This window comes from Roseovarius mucosus DSM 17069 (genome assembly GCF_000768555.3).
In the GTDB taxonomy this organism is placed as follows: Bacteria; Pseudomonadota; Alphaproteobacteria; order Rhodobacterales; family Rhodobacteraceae; genus Roseovarius; species Roseovarius mucosus.
The window spans coordinates 12,060-31,931 of record NZ_KN293990.1 but is presented as its reverse complement, the minus strand read 5'-3'; the positions used below and the strand labels follow the sequence as shown (position 1 = coordinate 31,931).

Below are 19,872 nucleotides of genomic sequence, written 5' to 3'. Positions count from 1 at the left end.
TGCCCGAGAGAGGGTGTCCGGGCCTGATCCTGTCCCTCATTCCGGAGTTTCCCGATGACCTATCTCGCGCCTGTTGCGCCTCCCGTTCCCGTTCCATCTCGCAATCCCGCGCCCGCGATCCTCGCCGTCGCCGAAGCGTTGCAGCCCGATCTGGCGAAGGGCTTCCAGATCGACGCGCTGCGCCTGCGGCTTGAGATGGAGCACGCCTTTGGCGGCTCCGATGCCGATGGTGCCTGGGACTGGAAGCTCGCTTATGAGGCGGGCGAGGTGGCGCTTGTCCTCTTCCTGCGGAAGTTCGGCCGCGCGCTTCTGGCCCGGGCGGGCTCGCCCGCTGCCCTGCTGCCGATCCTTGCCAAGGTGGCAGGCCTCTTGCCCACGCATACCCGGCGGTCCGAGAAGATGGAGCGCTTCCAGCAATTCTCGACGCCGCTGCCCATGGGACTGGCTGCAATGGCGGCAGCTCAGATCAAGCCCCGTTACCTGGTCCTCGAGCCCTCGGCCGGGACCGGGCTTCTGGCGATCCTGGCCGAAATCGCAGGCGGCAGCTTGATACTCAATGAACTGGCCGACACTCGCGCCGATCTTCTGCGTCGCCTATTTCCGGGGCGGCCCGTTACCACCTTCGACGCCGCGCAGATCGATGATCATCTCGACGCGGACCTGCGCCCGAGCGTCATCCTGATGAACCCGCCATTCTCGGCTGTGGCCAATGTCGCTGGTCGGACGACCGAGGCGACGGCACGGCATCTGCGCTCGGCGCTTGCGCGCTTGGCCCCCGGCGGTCGGCTGATCGCGATCACGGGTGCGGGTTTCGCGCCCGATGCCCCGGCCTGGGCCGAGACCTTCACACGCCTGACCGAGACCGCGCATCTGGTGTTCACGGGCGCTGTGTCCGGTGCTGCTTTTGCCAAGCACGGCACCAGCTTCGAGACCCGCCTTTCGGTCTTCGACAAATGCCGGTGCGGTGAGGCGGGCGGCATCACCGCCGATCTGACGCGTGCGCCATCGCCCGATATCGCCACCTTGCTGTCACAGATTTCCGCAGGTGTCCCCCCACGCCTCGCGCTGGACCCTGACATAGCGGCAGCAAATCGCCCCACCTCCTCCTTCCCGGGAAATCCTGCCCGCGCCACGCGCAGTGGCATCAGCCCATCGCGCGTAACCCCTGCGGCCCAGCCCCACCAGTCCAGTGCACAAATCGAGGCCGAGGATCTGGCCTACACGCTGCGCGATGCGACTGAGGAGGCCAATACCGCGCGCCTGTCGGATGCCATTTATGAGACCTTCCGTCTGCAGGCGATCGACATCCCCGGAGCGGAACCGCATCCGACCAAGCTTGTGCAATCTGCGGCCATGGCCTCGGTCGCACCGCCAAAACCGACCTATCGCCCCAAGCTGCCAGGCGGCGTCCTCCGCGACGGCCTGCTCTCCGACGCCCAGCTTGAGACCGTGATCTACGCGGGTGAGGCGCATGGCGCGTATCTTGCCGGGTCTTGGTGCGTGGATGAGACCGGCGACATGGTCTCGGCCGCGCCGGACGATGCCGCTGACGCCGTCCGTTTCCGCCGCGGCTTCTTCCTTGGCGACGGCACCGGGGCGGGCAAGGGCCGCCAGTCGGCTGGGATTGTGCTCGACAACTGGGCGCAGGGTCGGCGCAAAGCGCTCTGGATCTCCAAAAGCGACAAGCTGCTGGAGGATGCGCAGCGCGACTGGTCCGCACTCGGGCAGGAACGCTTGCTGGTGACGCCGCTGTCGCGCTTTGCGCAAGGCAAAGACATCCCGCTGACCGAAGGCATCCTCTTCACCACCTATGCCACGTTGCGCTCGGAAGAACGCGGCGCCAGGAAATCCCGCGTCGACCAGATCGTCGACTGGCTCGGGGCGGATTTCGACGGGGTGATCTTGTTTGACGAAAGCCATGCCATGGCCAATGCCGCAGGATCGAAAGGCGAGCGCGGCGATGTCACGGCCTCGCAGCAGGGCAGGGCGGGCCTGCGTCTGCAGCACAAGCTGCCCAATGCCCGCGTGGTCTATGTTTCGGCCACCGGCGCAACCTCGGTGCACAACCTCGCCTATGCGCAGCGCCTCGGGCTCTGGGGTGGCGAGGACTTTCCGTTTTCGACGCGGGCGGAATTTGTGCAAGCTATCGAAGCTGGCGGCGTTGCCGCGATGGAGGTGCTGGCCCGCGATCTGCGGTCGCTTGGCCTCTACACGGCGCGCTCGCTGTCCTATGACGGCGTCGAATACGAGATGCTGGAACATGCGCTGACGCCGGAGCAGCGCGGGATCTATGATGCATATGCGCTCGCCTTCGGAGTCATACATCGGAACTTGTCCGCGGCGCTGGAAGCGGCCAACATTACTGGCGAATCCGGCGGTACGCTGAACCGCCAGGCCAAGTCCGCCGCCCGCTCGGCTTTCGAGTCCGCCAAGCAACGGTTCTTCGGCCATCTGCTGACCTCGATGAAAACCCCCACCCTGATCGCCGCCATCGACGCCGATCTCGCGGCTGGCCATGCGGCTGTCATCCAGATCGTCTCGACAGGTGAGGCGCTGATGGAGCGCCGCCTGTCGGAGATCCCCACGGACGAGTGGAACGATGTGCGGGTGGATATCACGCCAAGAGAGGCTTGCCTGGACTACCTCGCCCATTCCTTCCCGGTGCAGCTCTATGAGCCATTCACTGACAGCGAAGGCAACCTCTCCTCGCGCCCGGTCACGCGCGATGGCCAGCCGGTGGAATGCCGCGAGGCGGTGCGCCGCCGCGATGCGCTGATCGAGCATCTGGCAAGCCTGCCGCCTGTGCCGGGGGCGCTCGACCAGATCGTCCAGCGCTTCGGCACCGATCTCGTGGCGGAAGTGACGGGCCGCTCGCGCCGCATCGTGCGCGAAGGCGAGGGCTCTGCCGCCCGCCTGGTCGTGGAAAGCCGGGCGGGCTCTGCCAACCTCACGGAAACCGCCGCCTTCATGGATGACCAGAAGCGCATCTTGATCTTCTCGGATGCGGGCGGCACGGGGCGCAGCTATCACGCGGATCTCGGGGCCAGGAACCAGCGCCTGCGGGTGCATTACTTGCTCGAACCCGGCTGGAAGGCCGACGCTGCCATTCAGGGCTTGGGCCGCACCAATCGCACCAATCAGGCGCAACCCCCGCTGTTCCGGCCGGTCGCCACGGATGTGAAGGCGGAGAAGAGGTTCCTTTCGACCATCGCGCGCCGGCTCGACACGCTGGGGGCCATCACGCGGGGCCAGCGCCAGACCGGCGGACAGGGGCTGTTCCGGCCGGAGGACAACCTTGAGTCGCCTTATGCCCGCGACGCCCTGCGCCAGCTTTATCGCCGCATCTATCGCGGCGATGTGGCGGATTGCTCGCTCGGGGCCTTCGAGGATGCAACCGGCCTCATCCTGACCGATGACAACGGGCTGAAGGATGACCTGCCGCTGATCACGACCTTCCTCAATCGCCTGCTGGCACTGACGATCGACATGCAGGCGGTCCTGTTCTCGGCCTTCGAGGAACTCCTCGACCAACGGATCGAGGGGGCCATCGCCGCCGGGGTCTATGACCTCGGGCTCGAGACCCTGCGCGCCGAGAGCTTCCGCGTCACCGACGCTCGGGTGATCTACACCCATCCCGGCTCCGGCGCGGAAACCCAGCTTCTCACCATCGCAGAAAAGCGTCGCAACACGCCGACCTCCCTCGCGGATGCGCTCGACTGGCTCGATGACCCGAAGGCGCGCCTTCTTGTCAACAGCCGCTCGGGCCGGGCGGCGGTGCAGGTGCCCGCGACCAGCTTGATGCTGGATGACGGCACCATCGAGCCCCGCCTGCGGCTCATCCGGCCGCTTGATGCCAGCACGGTCCCAGCGAAAATCATGGAGGATACGCATTGGCTGGAAGCCGACCGCGCGGCCTTCGTTACCGCCTGGACCGTGGAACTGGCCGAGGTGCCCGAGTTCAGCGAGTCCACCCTGCATATCGTGGCGGGGCTGTTGCTGCCGATCTGGAAGCAGCTCCCCCAAGATGAGACCCGCGTTTACCGGCTGCAGACCGACGACGGGCAGCGGATCATCGGCCGCCGAGTCTCGCCGTCTTGGGTTGCAACCACGCTGGCTGCGGATGCGCCGCAACTCACGGCGCCCCAAGTCCATGCCCTCGTTCTGGAGGGCAAGACCGTGGTGCGGCTGGCCGAGGGGATGGAACTCCACCGCTCCCGCGTCATGGGGGTGAACCGCATCGAGCTTTCCGGCTTCACGGAAGCCGCGAAGGACCGGCTCAAAGCCGATGGCTTCTTCTCGGAGATCATCAGCTGGAAGCTGCGGCTCTTTTGCCCGACGGACGCGAGCGGGGTCAAAGTGCTGGATCGTCTGCTTGCACGTTGTTATGTGACGGGACTACATGCGCGCGGAGGGTGCTGAGCCATGTATTCCGAGACCGAAGATGTGATCCGCGCACTGGCGGAAAACGCAGAGAGCGTGTGTCGCGCTTACCTTCCCGCCGGACGGCGGGTAGGATCCTACTGGATCGTGGGCGATTTGCAGAACAACCCTGGCCGGTCGCTCTTTGTACGGTTGATCGGGCCCGCGTCGGGACCGGGCGCGGCCGGCAAGTTCACCGACGGCGCCACGGGCGAGCATGGTGATCTTCTCGACATCATCCGCGAGCGGACCGGAATCTCCCGCTTTCCCGATCTTCTGGCCGAGGCCCGGGCGCATCTGGGCCGTCCGCAGCCGGTCTACCCGGATGCGCCGGTGCCAAGGAAGACCAAGGCCCCCGGTGGCACACCAGCGGCGGCGGCGCGGCTCTTTGCAGCCTCGGTGTCGGTCGCAGGCACGCTTGCCGACACTTACCTCCGCTCCCGAGGCATCACCCAAGGCGGCTTGACGAATGCGCTGCGCTTCCACCCGAAGTGCTGGCATCGGGATGAGGGCCATACCCGGAGCCTCCCCAGACCGGCGTTGATCGCCGCGGTCACCGATGGGGCAGGGGCCGTGCAGGGCGTGCATCGCACCTGGCTGGCACCTGACGGAAAGGGGAAAGCGCCAGTCGAGACGCAGCGGCGTGCCATGGGTCACCTCCTCGGCAATTCCGTCAGGCTGACCCCGCATGACGACATCCTTGTCGTCGGCGAGGGCATCGAGACCATGCTGTCCCTTGTCGAGGCCATGCCCAGCCTGCCCGTCTGGGCGGCGCTCTCGTCGGGTCACCTCGGGGCAGTCCAGCTGCCGGATGGGGTGCAGCGCCTCTACATCGCCATCGACCGCGATCCGGCCGGGCAACGCGCGGCAGAGAGGTTGAGCGCCAGAGCAACCGAGGTCGGAATTGCCGCTCGGGTGCTGGAGCCGCGTCTCGGGGATTTCAACGATGATCTCCGGGTGCACGGCGCGGACGCGCTGCGCCAGCATCTGGCAGGTCAGATCGGGCCCGAGGATCGGCATCGCCTGTCAGGCTGAGCAGCATCGCGCAGGGGGCACTCCGGGGCTGCGGGGCAGGGGTCACGGATCCCTGTCGTGGCTCTGGATCGTCGCCTTCGCCTCATCCCGGGCCATACTCATCCACCCGTCGCCCGAGCGGCCTTCAAGAGATGGGCAGGCGGCCGTCAAAGGGGCCGCCCCTTTAAGGATGGGGGGCGACTGATTTCCGCCGCGAGGGACGAGCCCTCGCTTTGCATCGCGAAAGGCAAATCAGCCGCCCCCCGTCCTCCTCCACATGCGTTCCGGCCCCAAAGAGGGGGTGAAGGGGCGGCCCCCGTGACGGCTTTCGCAGCCCATGAAGGCCGCGCGGGATGACGCGCGGACGAGACAGGCCCGGAGGCAAGAACCGATGACGATCCACACCCATGACGACGCATATGAACCCGCCCACACCGCATCCCAGACCGCCCATGCGCTCGACGAGCTGCAGCTCTACGGCTACCGCCCCTTTGACGAGCCCGATCCGCGCCCGATGCCTGATGGGCAGCGCCTCGCGGTCGCCGTCGCCGACATCTTTGACGCCCTCGTCGCGACCCTGGAAGACACCCGCATGGAACCCGACCTCGAAGAGGTGCTCTGGGGCCAGGTCAACCTCTTCCACCGCGCCACGGCCCGGATCGAGCGGTCGCTCGATGAGAACGAACAGGCGCAGCGCCGCCTCCAGCGCGAGCAGGACGGCTCCGAGGTGAAATCCACCGAGCTTGAGCGCCTGACGGCCGAAGGCCTGACGCTCATCGAACGGCGCAATTGCATGGACTTGATGCGCGATCACGCCGCGACCGAGTTCGTCCATCAGCACGGGCTCCACCTGGCGCCCCCGCACCGGCTCGATGGTGAACCGCCAGCACATGACCGCCGCGCTGATCGACAGCCGCGACTTCCTGGCCGCGAAGCGCCGCGCGGAGGCCGAGGTGATGCTGCCCGCAGGCCCCAAGGTCGCCCTTACCGGCGGGACCGACTTCAACGACCACCGCCTGATCTGGGGCAAGCTCGACCAGGTCCGGACCAAGTACCCCGACATGGTCCTCCTGCACGGTGGTAGCCCCAAGGGCGCAGAGCTCATCGCCGCCAAATGGGCCGAGTCCCGCGGCGTGACACAGGTGGCCTTCAAGCCCGACTGGACCAAGCACGCCAAGGCTGCACCCTTCAAGCGCAACGACGCCATGCTGGACGTCCTGCCGGTGGGTGTTCTTGTGTTCCCGGGCACGGGTATCCAGGAGAACCTCGCCGACAAGGCTTCGAGGCTCGGTATCCCGGTCATGAAGTTCGAGAAGGGGGCGTGAGCCCCCTGTTCCCCTCGCGGGGAAATCGAGATGGAAGCGCAGGTTTCCACCTGATATTGTGTAGAAAACCTTAGTCGATCACTACATGTACCATAGTCCGATCCAGCTTGATGTCTTCCCGACCGACGTGCAGATGCGCCGGATCGATCCGGCGCGCAACATGCGTCGTTTCTATCGGCTGAGCGTGCAACGCGACCTCTTCGGTCGCGCGAGCCTCGTGCGCGAGTGGGGTCGGATTGGCTTCCGTGGCCAGATGATGGTCGAGACCCACCCTGATGAAGGCAAGGCCATCACCGCTTTGATGAAGCTTGCAGCGGTGAAGAAGCGGCGCGGGTACGTTCAGTGAACGCTCTTGGACGCTGCCATTTTCCCCACTTTTTCATCGCATCAAGAGTTCTGCTGGATCAATCAGGAGTGAGGTCCAACGCCTCGCCCCGCTTCAGGATCTCGTAGATCACCCCTTCAAGGATCGGCAGTGCCTGCCGATCCTTGCTAAGGAGAAGCGTGGCGAGCGCGCTATGCGAGGACATGGCCCGGACCACTGCCGCCTGCACCGCGCCGGGGAGGTTCCCCTTCATCGCTTGATCCTTACTGTTCTTGTCGATCTGGGCCATCACAACCGGGTTCTGGCGGGTAATTGCGGCGACCTGGTTCACGAAAGCGACCTGGTCCTCGAGCGGGGTCGCCTCTCCGAAGAGGCTGTTCAGGCGCTCAATCAGCTCCTGCATGTAGACCGGTAGGGCACCGGGCCGTCCGCCGCCGCCGCCGCCCTTTATGGGGTCGAGGGTGGGGGGCTCCTCATCCTCGCCGTTGCTAGGCTCCTCTCGCTCCACGATGTCATAGCCGGTCAGCGCGATCCCGTGCAGGTCGATCTCGGACGCTGGAACCCCATTCAGTCGGTTCGCGAGCAGTTTCGAGAAAGCGGCGAAGACCTCAAGGTCCGGATCACCGAGATCGACCAGCTGCGCGACATAGGCGTAAAGGCGTCCGAACCGAGCTAGGCCCGCCTTGAAATCCGTCAGCGACACGATCGCCGTCTCGACCTGTTCGCGCTCGTGATCGGCGCACTTCATCCCGTCCTCGTTCCCGACCGCTTTCGCCTTCTGCCAGGCGTCCTCGGCCTCTGTGGCCCGGTTTCGAAGCTCCGTGAGCCGATGGTTATAGGTGTCGGTCGGTTCCTGCGTCGCAGCGTACATCGCCTTGTGTGCCGCCTCGTCATCGGTGCCGGTAGCAGCGGCTGTCGCTGTCCGAAACCGGGCCTTCTGGAAGTCGAGGACGTGTGTGTCGTCATAGACCCCCTGATCGTCGAGGAACTCCTTCAGGTCATAGATGACGTTGAGGTCCTGCACTTCCTCGATCTTGGCGCCCCTGTCATACTGGGCAAAAGCGGCCCGGACCACGTCCGGATCGTTTATAAAATCGATGATGAAGGTCTGGTCCTTCCCAGGGAAGGTCCGGTTCAGGCGGGAGAAGGTCTGAACGATCTCGACCGCGTTCGCGATCTTCTTGTCCACATACATCGCGACCAGCTTCGGTTGGTCGAACCCGGTCTGAAACTTGTTCGCCACCAGCATGACCCGGTATTCCGGCCGGTCGAAAACGTGGCGCAGGTCCTTGCCGCCGGCGTCCGGGTTCATATTCACCTCGGTGAACTCCGCGTCCTCCTCAACGACGAACGCGTCCCCCTGCAGCAGCTCGTCGTTCGGGTGCATCACCTCGCGCCCGGTCAGCTTGCCCGAGAAGGCGACGAGGGCGCGGATGTTGCCGTATTCCGGGTTCGCGGCGATGAAGGCGTCGAAGGCCCGCTTGTACCGGACCGCAGAGGCCCGGGAACTGGTGACCACCATTGCCTTCGCCTTCCCGTCAAGCAGGTGGGCCACGTTCTTCGAGAAGTGCTCGATGATGAAGCGGACCTTCTGGGTGACATTCGTCGGATGGAGGGTCATCCATTTCGCCAGGGCCCGCTTGGCCGCCTTCCCGTCGACCCGTTTTTCCTCGACGATCTCCTGACCGAGGTTGAACGCGGTCTTGTACGGCACGTAGCCCCGCAGCACGTCGAGAATGAACTTCTCCTCGATCGCCTGCCGCATCTCGTATTTGTGGAACGAGACCGGGAGGTTGTCGTCCGACGCGGGCCTCGTCGGGTCCGTCGGCCGTCCGAACAGCATCATGGTCGAATGTTTCGGGGTCGCGGTGAAGGCGAAATGGGACACGTTCGCCGGGCGTTTCCGGGCCTGCTGTATTTCAAGGAGGATGTCCTCGACCGTCATGTCCGCCGCGTCCTTCCGGGCCGACAGGGCCAGCGTCGCCTGAAGTTTTGACGCTGTGTTCCCGGTCTGGGAGTTATGCGCCTCGTCGATGATCACCGCGAAGTTCCGGTCCCGGAGGGACTTTTCGGTCAGGATCGCCTCCATAGCGAAGGGGAAGGTCTGGATGGTCACCACGATGATCGGGGTGCCCTTCAGCATCGCCTCGCTAAGCTGCTCGCTCTTCGACTTCGACGAGGTCTCCCGGTCGATCGCCGCGATCAGCCCCTTCTGGTGGTCGATCTGCTGGACCGCGTCCTGCAGCTGCCCGTCCAGCACGTTCCGGTCCGTCACGATGATCACCGTGTCGAAGATCGGCGTCCCGTCGTCCCGGCGCAGCTTCACCAGGTCATGCGCCGTCCAGGCGATGGTGGAGGTCTTTCCGGACCCGGCGCTGTGCTCGCACAGGTAGGGGTGCCCCGGGCCTTTCTCCTTCGCGTCGCCGATCATCTTGTTGACCGCGTCGAACTGGTGGAACCGGGGGAAGATCAGGGTCTCCTTGACCGACCAGTTCCCCTTCAGGTCGACCACGTTTTTCTTCTCGACATAGACGAAGCTGTGGAAGATCCGCAGGAACGCGTCGGGCTGACAGATCTCCTCCCAGAAATAGGCGACGGGGTATTCACCGTCGGCCCGCGCCGGGTTGCCGGCCCGGCCGTTATCCCCCTTGTTGAAGGGCAGGAAGAAGGTGTCCTCGCCCGCGAGCTTGGTGGTCATCCAGATCTCGCTGTCCGACATCGCGAAATGAACCACGGCGCCCCGATGCTGCGTCAGGAGCGAGTGCGTGCGTTTCGTGATCGGATCGGCCGGGTGGCGGTCTGTCCGGTACTGGGCCTTCGCGTGCTCGACCGACTGGGTGAAATCCGTCTTCAGCTCGACCGTGGCTAGCGGCAGGCCGTTCAGGAACAGGCCGAGGTCGATGGCGAGCTCGCGGCCCGGGTGATATTTCAGCTGCGGCACGACCCGCAGCCGGTTCGATGCGTAGCGGTGCAGGACCGCATCGTTACGCTGGTCCTCCGGGGCCGCCTCGGACAGGTCGAGGTGGCCGGCACCGGCGATCGAAAGGCCCCGGCGCAGCGTCTGGACCATCCCCTGTTTCTCCAGCGCCGTCTCTATCCGGTCCATGACGACCGTCAGGGTTTTGTCGCCATTCATCGCTTGTAGGCGGTCCCATTTCTGCGGCTGGGTGGCCCGTAGCCAGGCTTCCAGATCCTCCGGGTACATGGCACGGTCCGCGTCGTAGGCGTCGGTCGACCCAACCAACCAGCCCGACGCGGCGAGCTTCTGGACGATGTAGGACTCGAGGTGCTTCTCGTGATGCAGGTCGCTCATTCCGTCACCTCCGATCCGCCGGCCTGCGCCTGCTGCCACTCGTGATAATTCAACTTCGACCCCCGAACCTTCCACTCCAGCCGCCCGTTGCTGTTCCGGTCAAGCACCACCGCCGCGGCGGCTGACGGGCTGCTGAACGGCCAGGGTTTGGCGAAGCGCATCCGGTCCTCCGCGTGCGGCACCAAGGCGCCCTCGGCGATCATCTTGTCTTTAAGGCCACCATAGCTCTGCTGGACATACCCGGTCCCGATCAGGGCCTCGGACCCCTCCAGCACCACGAACTCACCGTCTTCTTCGACGGCGGTCGCCTGGACGCCGCTCTTGTGGCGGATCTCGAAATGGACCTCTTCGGCGGTCCTATCATCAGCGGGTTTCGCGACCTGAGTCACGGCGCGGGGCTGAGGTTTCAGCATGTCGAGCCCGATGACCGGCAGGATAATCCGCAGGTTCGCGAGGAACTGCTCCATGTTCGCGACATCCGCCTCAGGCAGGCGGCGGCGGTCGGTGTCGGGCTGGGTGCCGTTGTCAAGCGTCACCCGGCCTGCCTGCGTGGTAACCCGGATCAGCCGGGCCTCGAGGTATTCGGCGTGCCCCTTGGACAGGTCGTCGTCGCTGGTCGTGACGGTGATCGCGGTTTCCCAAAAGTCACGCTTCTTCGCGCTCTGTTCGATCCTTTCGGACACTGAGTTGCCTGACCCGATATAGACCCGGGTCACGCCGGGCTTGTCCGGGTCCGGGCCGGACAGGATATAGACCCCGGTCCGGTCCACCTCGGCCCGGGCAGTTAGGTCGCCGAAGGCCGAGGCGCCGCTGACGAACAAAAGACCCGTCCAGCCGTGGATCGTCGCCTTGCGCAAGCCCGTGGGCTTCCCGTCGACCAGGAAAAGCTGGATGGTCCGGCCGAAGGTTTCGCCTGTGGTCATGCGGCCACCTCTTTCAGGAGTTTTGCCAGCTTTGATTGGGCAGTAACCGGCATTTTCATACCTTCCATACCGATCTGACGCGCCAATCCGCTGGAAAGCCCATGCTGGCAGGATCGGCCAACGGGCAGCCGTCGATCAGCGCAACAAGGCGCTGTTTCCATTCATTGCTCGGCGCGATCAGGGCCAAAAGATAATCGAGCGTCACCAGAGTGTTGTGCAGATAGCGTGGATCGGCATCTCGCATGGCGACGGGCAGCTTCGCAGGAAATCTTGGTGTGGTCATCTTCACCGTGAAGCGCTTGTTCCACAGCCTGCCATGGTGGGCGCAGATGTTGCGGACATGGCTGATATGATGGGCGAAAGACGTGACCACCTTTTCGTCCAGCGCGAAGGGGGCTGCGATGGCGTTCCTATCGCTGCGCAGTTTCAGGTCGCTGTAGAATTTCGACAGCAACCCGAAGGACATGACCTCTGCCGCCATCCAGACCGGCGGCAGCTTCGGCGAGGTGTATTTGTCGCGATAGTGGGTCGCGAACGTGTCGCGCGAGCGGGTGAATTCCTTGTTCAACTCGGCAACGGCGGACGCATGACGCCCGATATGGGCATAGTGGCCCTGCTCGAGATAGCCATGGGGGCCATAGGTCATCGCCATGTGATGCGCCCATTGCGCGCGCAGGGCCACTTCGACCCGCTCGATGGCGTCCAGGACCAGCAGCCGCAGTTCGCGGTCGAAGATGTAGAGGGTCAGCACATCCTCGAAGGTTGTCCCGTCACGGAAGGCGTGGTCGCCGTTGCTCGCGGCGGGCACCTCGAAGGGCAGCCAATAGGCCCTCAGCCGATAGTAGGAGATGAAGTTCAGGTAGTGCTGTGCCTGGGCTTCGTCCCCGATAATCATGCCGCGGCGCTTGAGCAGTTCGATCTGATCAGGGAGGGAAACGGCGGGTTTTTCAAACTTCATGCGGCACCCCCGTGCCGCGAAAGCGATACCCTGAAAACAAGTAACCCGCCGGGGTGCGCAGTGCGAAACCGAGGTTCCGTCCGAGGCGTGGCGGGTCTTGTTAAGACATTAGATAGGGCAGGAATCCTACCAAAGCAATAAGAAACCGATCGGTCCGCGCCAAAAGTCATGCCGCCGCCCTCACGTCAATCTTGCCGGTCACGGCAGCGGTGATCAGCGCCGCGCGCTTCTCGCGCAGGAGGTCGATGCTGCGCTCGGTCAGGGAGATCAGGCCGTCGATGCGGGCGGTTTCGGCTTCGATATAGTCGGCGATAGCCGCCTGTTCGCGAAGATCCGGCTTCGGCAGCTTCACCTTGCGGACGTGACCGAAGTTCAGGTCCTGTCCGTCGCGGATGAAGTTCGAGGTCAGGCGTAGGGCCTGAATGTACAGGCTGGATTTCATCAGCGCGCCATAGAACCGCCCCTCGACATCCGGTCCGGGCTTCAAGACGGAGTAGGATGACCGGACGCTGCCAACGGCGCGGGCACGCTCGAGCCCGCCGTCCATGCTGCGCATGCTGATCACGAAATCACCGAGTTCGACATGCTTGCGCATGTCGAGATTGACCACCGCCATTGTGACCTGACGCTGTTCCAGCGCCTCGTATTCCGCCAGCGGGATCACACCATACTTCTGGGTCGCCGACAGCATCTGATCGCCTTCCCGAGCGCGTTCGCCACTTACCGTAAACAGCGCGGTTGCCGGGACCACATCCCAATGGGCGGGCACGCGGCCCAGCCAGTCCTGCCCTGAGTCCTTCATCGGCGCGTCCGGGTCGATGCCCTTGGTCACCGCATGGGTGATCACGGCCGCCCGCTTTTCCTTCAGCAGCGCGATGAACCGGGTCTTCTTTTCGATCAGGCCGTCAATCAGGCCGGTTTCTCGGTCGAGGAAGCGGGCGATGGCGGTCTGTTCATCGAGATTTGGGGCGACAACTGACATCCGCCGCACGTCTTCGAACCCAAGTGACTGGCGCATCCCGCCGCCCATAGAATAGAAGACCTTCTGCACGTCATAGGCCCGCATCAGGTAATTCATGAAACCGGGCAGCACCCCCTCCGACCTCACAGCCAGATAGGCTGACGTGATGATCCCCCGCTCTGGGCAGATCGCAGACCGCAAGCTGCGCTTGTCGTTCTGAAGGTCGGTAAGCCGGAAAACGACGTCGTCCGGCTCGACAATCTGGTAGGTCTCAAAAGACTCGGGAAGCAGGCCGTTCGGGGTGTTGATGTCCTTGCGGACGATATTCCCGTAGCTGAGGGACAAGAGGTTATCCTCTTTCATCCCGGTGTTCTTCGCCCGCCGCTCCTTCGCGACAGCATAGAAGGGGCGCTCATCCCAGTGCGCCGGGATTTCCTCAATCCATGGCGCATTTGCGGGTTTCACCTCGGCATGGCTCCGGTAACTCATTCCGTCACCTCCGCCAGCACCGCCGCGATTTCGGCCTCGACCGCCTTCAGCTCTGCGTCGATCTCCTCCAGATCGCGGGGCGGCTGGTATTCATAGAAATAACGGTTGAAGTTGATCTCGTATCCCACGATGCCCACCTGGCCGTCGTATTCGTCGCGGAACGTCTCATCCACATAGGCGTCATGCGCATGGGGCAGCACCTCCTGCGCCATGTAATCCCGGATGTCGGTGCCCAGCGGGATGTTCTCAAAATCCGTGAGGTCGTCATCGGGGATGACCGCGCCGGACTTGTCCCGAACCGGGTCAAGCTCCGGGTCGTGCACGCCGAAGGCCTTCTGGAACGCCTTGATCAACGCGGCCGGGACAGTCCGCTGGCTGATCATCGCGCCGGAGTTCTTCCGTAGCCAGGTCGCCATCCAGTGCCAGTCATGGGTCGCGCCCATCTCCCGGTCGAGCAGCTTCAGCCAGAGGGCCCGCGAGTCGGTCGTCAGGCGCTCCCAAGCCTTCTCGGACTCGAGCGCCTCTAGACCCTCCTGTGAGATCACGATCTTCTTTCGCAGCGGCCGCAGGACCTTCACCCGGCGGTAGCCGAAGTCCCGGCTGTCGAACAGGCGGCTCTCCCTCGTCGGGCTGAAGTCGGAGTACATCTGAACGATCTGGCGGATCTGGTCGTCCCCGACCCGGCGGCGCTTGTTCCCCTCGCTCTTGCGCATGGGCTCATACATCGCGGTCGCGTCGATCAGCTGGACCTTGCCCTTCCGGTGGGCCGGCTTCTTGTTGGACAGAAGCCAGATGTAGGTGCCGATCCCGGTGCGGAAGAAGATCTCGGTCGGAAGAGCGATGATCGCCTCGACCACGTCCTCCTCCAGCAGGTAACGCCGGATCTCGGATTCACCCTGACCTGCATTCCCGTTGAACAGGGGCGAGCCGGACAGGACGATCGCCGCCCGCCCGCCGCCGCGCTCCGGCGTCTCCAGCTTGCTGAGGAGGTGCAGGAGGAACAGCATCGACCCGTCGCTGACCCGCGGCAGCTTGGGGCCGAACCGGCCCTCGAACCCCTTTTCCTGATGTTCCCGGACCACGGCGGTCTGGTCCTGCTCCCACTTCTTCCCGAAGGGCGGATTCGAGACGCAGTAGTGGAACTTGTCAGAGGTCAGCTTGTCGTCGGACAGGGTGCTGCCCAGTTTGATGTTCTTGGACAGGTCCCGACCCGGATCGGACTCGACGGTCTTGAGCAGCATCGAGGCGAGGCAGACCGCGTGGGTCTCCGGTTCCAGCTCCTGCCCATAGGGCACAATGACCGGAGCGATGGAATATCGGTCGCGCAGGGCGTTCACATGTTCCATGCCGTCGGACAGAAAACCGCCGGTGCCGCAGGTGGGGTCATAGAGCGTCCGGATGAGCCCCGGATTGTCGATGAACATCTGGTCATCCGGGTCGAGCAGCAGCTCGATTGCCAAATGGACTACGTCGCGCGGGGTCATGAAATCCTCAGCCGCCTCGTTTACCTCCGCCCCGAAACGGCGGATCAGGTGTTCGTAGACGTTGGACATCACCCGTTCCGGAACCGCGTCCGGGTGCAGGTCGATGGCGGCGAAGTTCTGACAGATCTTGTAGAGGACCCCGGCCTTGTCCATCCGGGCGAGCGTATTGGCAAAGTCGAACTGTTCAAAGATGACCCGCGCGTTGTCCGAGAAGGAGGCGATGTAATCCTCAAGGTTCTGGCGGGTCCGGGTCGCGCCGAGGCTGCGCAGGTCATAGTTCGAGGTGTTGTAGAACGGGTACCCGGTCTGGGTCCGGAGGATCACGCCCAGGTCAATCGGGCTGTCCTTCATGTTCTTGACAGTTTCGCGAACCTGATCCCGAGTCGGCTCAAGAACGCATTCCAGACGGCGCAGCAGTGTGAAGGGCAGGATGATTTTGCCGAAGTCGACGTGCTTGAAGTTGCCCCAGAGGTCATCTGCGTTCTTCCAGATAAAATCGGCGAGGGAAGTGTTCGTCGTCTGGGTGTTCATCTATTCGCCTTCACTCTTTTTCTTATTCGCTTCGAGGTGGTCTTCCAGAAGCCGGGCCGCCAGACGGAAACCGTCGACTTGGCTCATCCGGTGCCGGACACAGAGCTCCTTGAAGGCCCACCGCTCGTCGGCGGTGATCTTCAAATTTAGGTTCGAAAGTTTCGCGTCGTCATCGCCCATCGGGCATCTCCTCGCGGACAATGACTTATCTTCCATTCTTCCATTACAGATTTCAATCTCTTTTGCTCCTACGGGCCTTTCTCGACCTTATCCACGGGTGGATCTGTGATTTTCCAAGGGGCGTCTGATCCAGCTCTTCCCCTGTTTGAGCTGTGCTTGTTTGGGTTACGATGAACACTGCGATATCGTTGTCTCCGCGAGCCGTAGCCAATACCGCGGATGCCGCCGCTCCCCGGTCCGGTTCAGCGCGCCCACCCGAGCGGTGACGTGTGTGGAAGCAGCTTGGCGTCGTAGAGCGGGCTGGTCTGCGCAAGGTGGCTGGCCGCTCTGTCCATATAGATCGTGTTCCAGAACGTGATGGCAGCAATGGCGAGGTTGAGTGCCATGGCGCATTTCTGTTGTGCCGCGTCAGAGCGATCATGAATGCGCCCTTGCGAGTGGGCAAAGACGGCTTTCGCCAGCGAGTGGCGCGCTTCACCCTTGTTCAGGCCCGCATTGCATTGCGCATTTCGAGCGCCGCCTGATCTCAGAGCGCACCAAAGATGGCCTGATCAACGCCCGAAAGCATGGTCGCAACCCTGGACGGCCGACATTGCCACCAGAGACAATCTCAGCCCTCCAAGATCTTGTCGGTGCCGGAAAATCCGTAGCCCAGGCCGCAAAACATCTCGGCATAGGCAGATCAACGGCATACAAGGTCATCAGAAACACCACGCAGTAAGACAAGCTCAGGCTTCGTTCTCCCTTAGCGGGTTCTACGAAGAAACCTTCCGATGGGGCCGATCACATCATGCCACTCGAACGATCCATCGACGTCGCCGAACTGCAAGCCGACATGGCCTTCGAGGCCTACCTCGCCGCCTTCTTTGAAGACGCCCATCCCGAGCCCCTCGACAGCCTCGAGACCGAGGCGCTGATCGCCCGCAGTCGCGATGACGACCTCCGCTCCCAGGGACTGGGTCACTGACCCAGACACCCCTGCGGGTCTTCAGATCCGCAGGGGTCCGACGCTCGCCCTTAACAGCATCGCGACGCCGTCTGAGGGCGTGACCCGCGCCATTTAACGCGGGCCGTTGTCGTGTTCCTGGTGCCTGATCGGGGGCTGGCTCTGGCGCTCGGTTTGCCTGTCGTCGCGTGCCGCTCTAGAAAAGTTTGGGCAGCTTTTTTCCAACTGGTTGGCGAGCATCGATGAGGACTTCGCCCGTTCCATGTTGCGCTTCGCGGGGCCTTAATAGCGTCGACAAGCCCCGCAAAAATATACAAAGCACAAAATGTAATATTGTGCGCTTTGATGTATTGAAGTATAAGCGAAGGAGAGAAGGAAGACGTTGGCAGGATATGTCCAATGTTTGCACATTTTGTCCGAGGGGTCTGACCCGTGCCGAGGCCAGCGAAAAACCTGAAGCTTGAAGAGCGCATCGAAGTTGCGCGGCGCTTTGCGGCAGGCGAGAGCGCGAAGGACCTCGCAGTTGCGTTCGGCATCTCCCCGCGCCACGTAAACCGGCTCGCGAAAGAAGAGGCGGGCGAGGGGATCGCGATGCGCGATCCGAGCGAGGCGGTGTCGTTCCGGGCAAGCCGATCCGAACTGGACGCCTTCGATGTGAATCAGCATGCAAAAGTGACCCACTTGGGTGGGTTATGATCATCTAAAATTGACCCACCTGCATTGTTAACATCCGTGCGTTTTGGCGCGGAGGAAGAGCAGGTGTTACTGATGGAAACGGCAATGAAGGTCCGTGGCTGGATCTTGGGCGATGGCCGCAGCATCCGGGCTGTGGCGCGCGAGACTGGGATCTCACGGACGACGATCAAGAAGTATCTGAAGGACCCGGAGCAACCGCAGTATCGGGAACGGCAACTACGCGTTGGCCACAAGCTGAACGCGCAATTCGAGGCGCGCCTCAGGGAGTTTTTCAAGCACGATCTGCAGCTTCGCCGCCGTGAGCGTCGCACCGCGAAGAAGCTTTATGAGGCGCTTGTTGCGGAGGGTTACACGGGCTCCTATTCACCGGTTCAGCGCTTTGTCGGCGGGCTCAAGAAGTCATCGGGAACCGATACGAGTGATGCATTCATTCCGCTGTATTTCGCGCCGGGCGATGCGCTTCAGTTCGACTGGAGCGAGGAGTATGTCATGTTGGGCGGCGTCGAGCACAAGGTTCATGTCGCTCATTTCCGTCTGTGCAACAGCCGCAAGCCTTTCGTCGTGACCTATCTGAATGAGAAGCAGGAGATGGTGCTGGATGCCTTCGTGCGGGCGCTTGCATTCTTCGGCGGTGTTCCGCGCCGTGTGATCATCGACAACCCCAAAACCATGGTGACCTATGTCTCGCGATCGAAGGATCGGATCTTTCATCCACGCTTTCTGGCCTTGATGAACCATTATGTCCTCACGCCTGTCGCCTGCACCCCCGCGTCAGGTTGGGAGAAGGGTCAGGTCGAGAACCAGGTGCAGTTTCTGCGAGGCGAGCTGTTCACTCCCAGGCTTGCCTTTGACGATCTGGATGCGCTGAATGCCTGGCTGCGGCTGCGCTGCGAGGAGTTGGCAAACCGTCGGCATCCCGATCAGCAGGATCGCACGATTGCCGACGTTTTTGCGGATGAGAAGATCGTGTTGCGCCCACTGGGCCGCCCCTTTGATGGCTATGTCGAAAAAGCCGTGCGCGTCAGATCCACCTGCCTGGTGCAATACGACAGCAATCGCTACAGCGTGCCGTCCGAACACGCGGGGCGCCATGTCTCGTTGCGCGCCTATGCCGATCGGATCGTCGCGGTTGTGTGCAACGAGGTCATCGCCGAGCACAAACGCCGTTTTACGCGCAATATCAGCTATTTTGAACCTTGGCACTATGTGCCGTTGCTCGATCGCAAGCCCGGCGCCCTGCGGGATGGCGCCCCCTTTGTCGGCTGGGAACTGCCCAAGGCGATGGAACAGATCAAGGATCACTACATGCGCGGATGCGGCGGCGACCGGGAGTTTGTCGACCTGCTGCTGCTGGCACTTGAGCATGGCATTGACGTGGTCGAGACGGCTTGCGACATGGCTTTGGAACAGCACACCCTGCGCTTGCCCGCGATCATCAACCTGGTCAATCAGTTGCTGGAACCTACGATCCCGCCGCTGGAGGACACCCATACCTACCCGCAGCTGACTCTGCGGCCCGAGGCCGATTGCAAGCGATATGAGGCGCTGTGTGACGCCGGGAAGGCGGCAGCATGAACGCCCTCATCGATCAGTTTGCAGCCCTCAGACTCCATGGGATGGCGGCCTGCGCGGCAGACTTGCTGTCCGCCCGCACGCCGCCCAGCCTGACAACAGCGTTGAAGACCTTGATCGACGCGGAAACTCAGGAACGCCGCGTGCGATCCATTCAATATCAGATGCGCATTGCCAAATTCCCCCATCACAAGGACTTTGCCACCTTCGATTATGGCGCTGCGACCGTCACCAAAGCGCAGATCGACCCGTTCTGCTCTGGCCAGTTCACCAAGGACGCGCACAACATCATTCTTGTCGGCGGAACCGGCACCGGCAAAACGCATATCTCGATCGCCTTGGGAACCAACCTGGTCAATCAGGGCAAGCGGGTTCGGTTCTATAACGCCGTCGATCTGATCAATGCCCTGATCGCGGAGCAGGCTGAGGGAAACACCGGAAAGATCATCAAGCAACTGACAGCGCTGGATTGCGTGATCATCGACGAGCTTGGCTATATTCCGTTTCCAAAATCCGGCGGATCGCTGCTGTTTCATCTGATCAGCAAACTGTATGAAACCACCAGTGTCATCATCACGACCAACCTTGAGTTCGGCGAGTGGGTGTCTGTATTCGGTGACGCCAAGATGACGACTGCCCTGCTTGATCGCGTCACGCACCACTGCAGCATCATCGAGACCGGGAACACATCTTTCCGCTTCGCCCAAAGCAAATCCCGCAACAAAACCTGAACCTG

Annotated in this window: 13 protein-coding genes and 2 pseudogenes; 8 read left to right on the top strand and 7 right to left on the bottom strand. The window is 62.9% G+C overall.

Going from position 1 to position 19,872, the window contains the following annotated elements:
• Nucleotides 1-54 precede the first annotated feature (54 nt).
• From ROSMUC_RS17420 to ROSMUC_RS17405, 4 genes and pseudogenes are all read left to right on the top strand, one after another.
• Nucleotides 55-4,419, top strand: coding sequence for a strawberry notch family protein (locus tag ROSMUC_RS17420; RefSeq protein ID WP_037275693.1), 4,365 nt, complete (start codon nt 55-57; stop codon nt 4,417-4,419).
• A gap of 3 nt (nt 4,420-4,422) precedes the next feature.
• Nucleotides 4,423-5,454: a DUF7146 domain-containing protein gene (locus tag ROSMUC_RS17415; RefSeq protein ID WP_037275692.1), complete on the top strand. Its 1,032-nt coding sequence runs from the start codon at nt 4,423-4,425 to the stop codon at nt 5,452-5,454.
• A 370-nt stretch (nt 5,455-5,824) separates the two neighbouring features.
• Nucleotides 5,825-6,758 (top strand): annotated as a pseudogene (locus ROSMUC_RS17410) (DUF2493 domain-containing protein).
• Between the two features lie 85 nt (nt 6,759-6,843).
• Nucleotides 6,844-7,104 (top strand): WGR domain-containing protein, encoded by a 261-nt coding sequence (locus tag ROSMUC_RS17405; protein ID WP_037275691.1) that lies wholly within the window; start codon nt 6,844-6,846, stop codon nt 7,102-7,104.
• Nucleotides 7,105-7,162: 58 nt separating this feature from the next.
• On the opposite strand, the gene ROSMUC_RS17400 is transcribed toward ROSMUC_RS17405, so the two are convergent.
• The 7 genes and pseudogenes from ROSMUC_RS17400 to ROSMUC_RS17370 form a co-directional block, all read right to left on the bottom strand.
• The gene (locus ROSMUC_RS17400; RefSeq protein WP_037275689.1) at nt 7,163-10,396 is read right to left on the bottom strand and encodes a type I restriction endonuclease subunit R; all 3,234 of its coding nucleotides are present in this window, start codon (nt 10,394-10,396) and stop codon (nt 7,163-7,165) included.
• Nucleotides 10,393-11,319: a GIY-YIG nuclease family protein gene (locus ROSMUC_RS17395; protein WP_037275686.1), complete on the bottom strand. Its 927-nt coding sequence runs from the start codon at nt 11,317-11,319 to the stop codon at nt 10,393-10,395. Before ROSMUC_RS17395 ends, ROSMUC_RS17400 begins: the two co-directional genes overlap by 4 nt.
• Before the next feature lie 55 nt (nt 11,320-11,374).
• Entirely contained in the window at nt 11,375-12,277 is a 903-nt protein-coding gene (locus ROSMUC_RS17390; RefSeq protein ID WP_037275684.1) for an Abi family protein, read from the bottom strand.
• Between the two features lie 166 nt (nt 12,278-12,443).
• Nucleotides 12,444-13,727: a restriction endonuclease subunit S gene (locus ROSMUC_RS17385; protein ID WP_037275682.1), complete on the bottom strand. Its 1,284-nt coding sequence runs from the start codon at nt 13,725-13,727 to the stop codon at nt 12,444-12,446.
• Nucleotides 13,724-15,742 carry a type I restriction-modification system subunit M gene (locus tag ROSMUC_RS17380; RefSeq protein ID WP_037275679.1) on the bottom strand — a complete coding sequence of 673 codons (2,019 nt, stop codon included), beginning with the start codon at nt 15,740-15,742 and terminating at the stop codon, nt 13,724-13,726. The genes ROSMUC_RS17385 and ROSMUC_RS17380 overlap by 4 nt, the downstream gene beginning before the upstream one ends.
• Nucleotides 15,743-15,922, bottom strand: coding sequence for a hypothetical protein (locus ROSMUC_RS17375; RefSeq protein WP_037275677.1), 180 nt, complete (start codon nt 15,920-15,922; stop codon nt 15,743-15,745).
• Between the two features lie 251 nt (nt 15,923-16,173).
• Nucleotides 16,174-16,425 (bottom strand): annotated as a pseudogene (locus ROSMUC_RS17370) (Tn3 family transposase); the annotation flags it as partial.
• Between the two features lie 287 nt (nt 16,426-16,712).
• Between ROSMUC_RS17370 and ROSMUC_RS21115 the strand changes: the two are divergent.
• From ROSMUC_RS21115 to istB, 4 genes are all read left to right on the top strand, one after another.
• Complete coding sequence (locus tag ROSMUC_RS21115; RefSeq protein WP_170062588.1) at nt 16,713-16,889, top strand: hypothetical protein; 177 nt, start codon at nt 16,713-16,715, stop codon at nt 16,887-16,889.
• A gap of 411 nt (nt 16,890-17,300) precedes the next feature.
• Nucleotides 17,301-17,564: a helix-turn-helix domain-containing protein gene (locus ROSMUC_RS17360; RefSeq protein WP_245875228.1), complete on the top strand. Its 264-nt coding sequence runs from the start codon at nt 17,301-17,303 to the stop codon at nt 17,562-17,564.
• A gap of 36 nt (nt 17,565-17,600) precedes the next feature.
• Complete coding sequence (gene istA / locus ROSMUC_RS17355; protein WP_206018473.1) at nt 17,601-19,139, top strand: IS21 family transposase; 1,539 nt, start codon at nt 17,601-17,603, stop codon at nt 19,137-19,139.
• Entirely contained in the window at nt 19,136-19,867 is a 732-nt protein-coding gene (gene istB, locus ROSMUC_RS17350) for an IS21-like element helper ATPase IstB (protein ID WP_037275675.1), read from the top strand. Before istA ends, istB begins: the two co-directional genes overlap by 4 nt.
• Nucleotides 19,868-19,872: the final 5 nt, after the last annotated feature.

Coding starts and splice junctions, on each gene's coding strand:
- ROSMUC_RS17405 (WP_037275691.1), top strand. CDS start 6,844: ATGTACCATAGTCCGATCCAGCTTGATGTCTTCCCGACCGACGTGCAG.
- ROSMUC_RS17380 (WP_037275679.1), bottom strand. CDS start 15,742: ATGAACACCCAGACGACGAACACTTCCCTCGCCGATTTTATCTGGAAG.
- ROSMUC_RS17400 (WP_037275689.1), bottom strand. CDS start 10,396: ATGAGCGACCTGCATCACGAGAAGCACCTCGAGTCCTACATCGTCCAG.
- istB (WP_037275675.1), top strand. CDS start 19,136: ATGAACGCCCTCATCGATCAGTTTGCAGCCCTCAGACTCCATGGGATG.
- ROSMUC_RS17420 (WP_037275693.1), top strand. CDS start 55: ATGACCTATCTCGCGCCTGTTGCGCCTCCCGTTCCCGTTCCATCTCGC.
- ROSMUC_RS17415 (WP_037275692.1), top strand. CDS start 4,423: ATGTATTCCGAGACCGAAGATGTGATCCGCGCACTGGCGGAAAACGCA.
- ROSMUC_RS17385 (WP_037275682.1), bottom strand. CDS start 13,727: ATGAGTTACCGGAGCCATGCCGAGGTGAAACCCGCAAATGCGCCATGG.
- ROSMUC_RS17390 (WP_037275684.1), bottom strand. CDS start 12,277: ATGAAGTTTGAAAAACCCGCCGTTTCCCTCCCTGATCAGATCGAACTG.
- ROSMUC_RS21115 (WP_170062588.1), top strand. CDS start 16,713: ATGCCACTCGAACGATCCATCGACGTCGCCGAACTGCAAGCCGACATG.
- ROSMUC_RS17395 (WP_037275686.1), bottom strand. CDS start 11,319: ATGACCACAGGCGAAACCTTCGGCCGGACCATCCAGCTTTTCCTGGTC.
- ROSMUC_RS17375 (WP_037275677.1), bottom strand. CDS start 15,922: ATGGGCGATGACGACGCGAAACTTTCGAACCTAAATTTGAAGATCACC.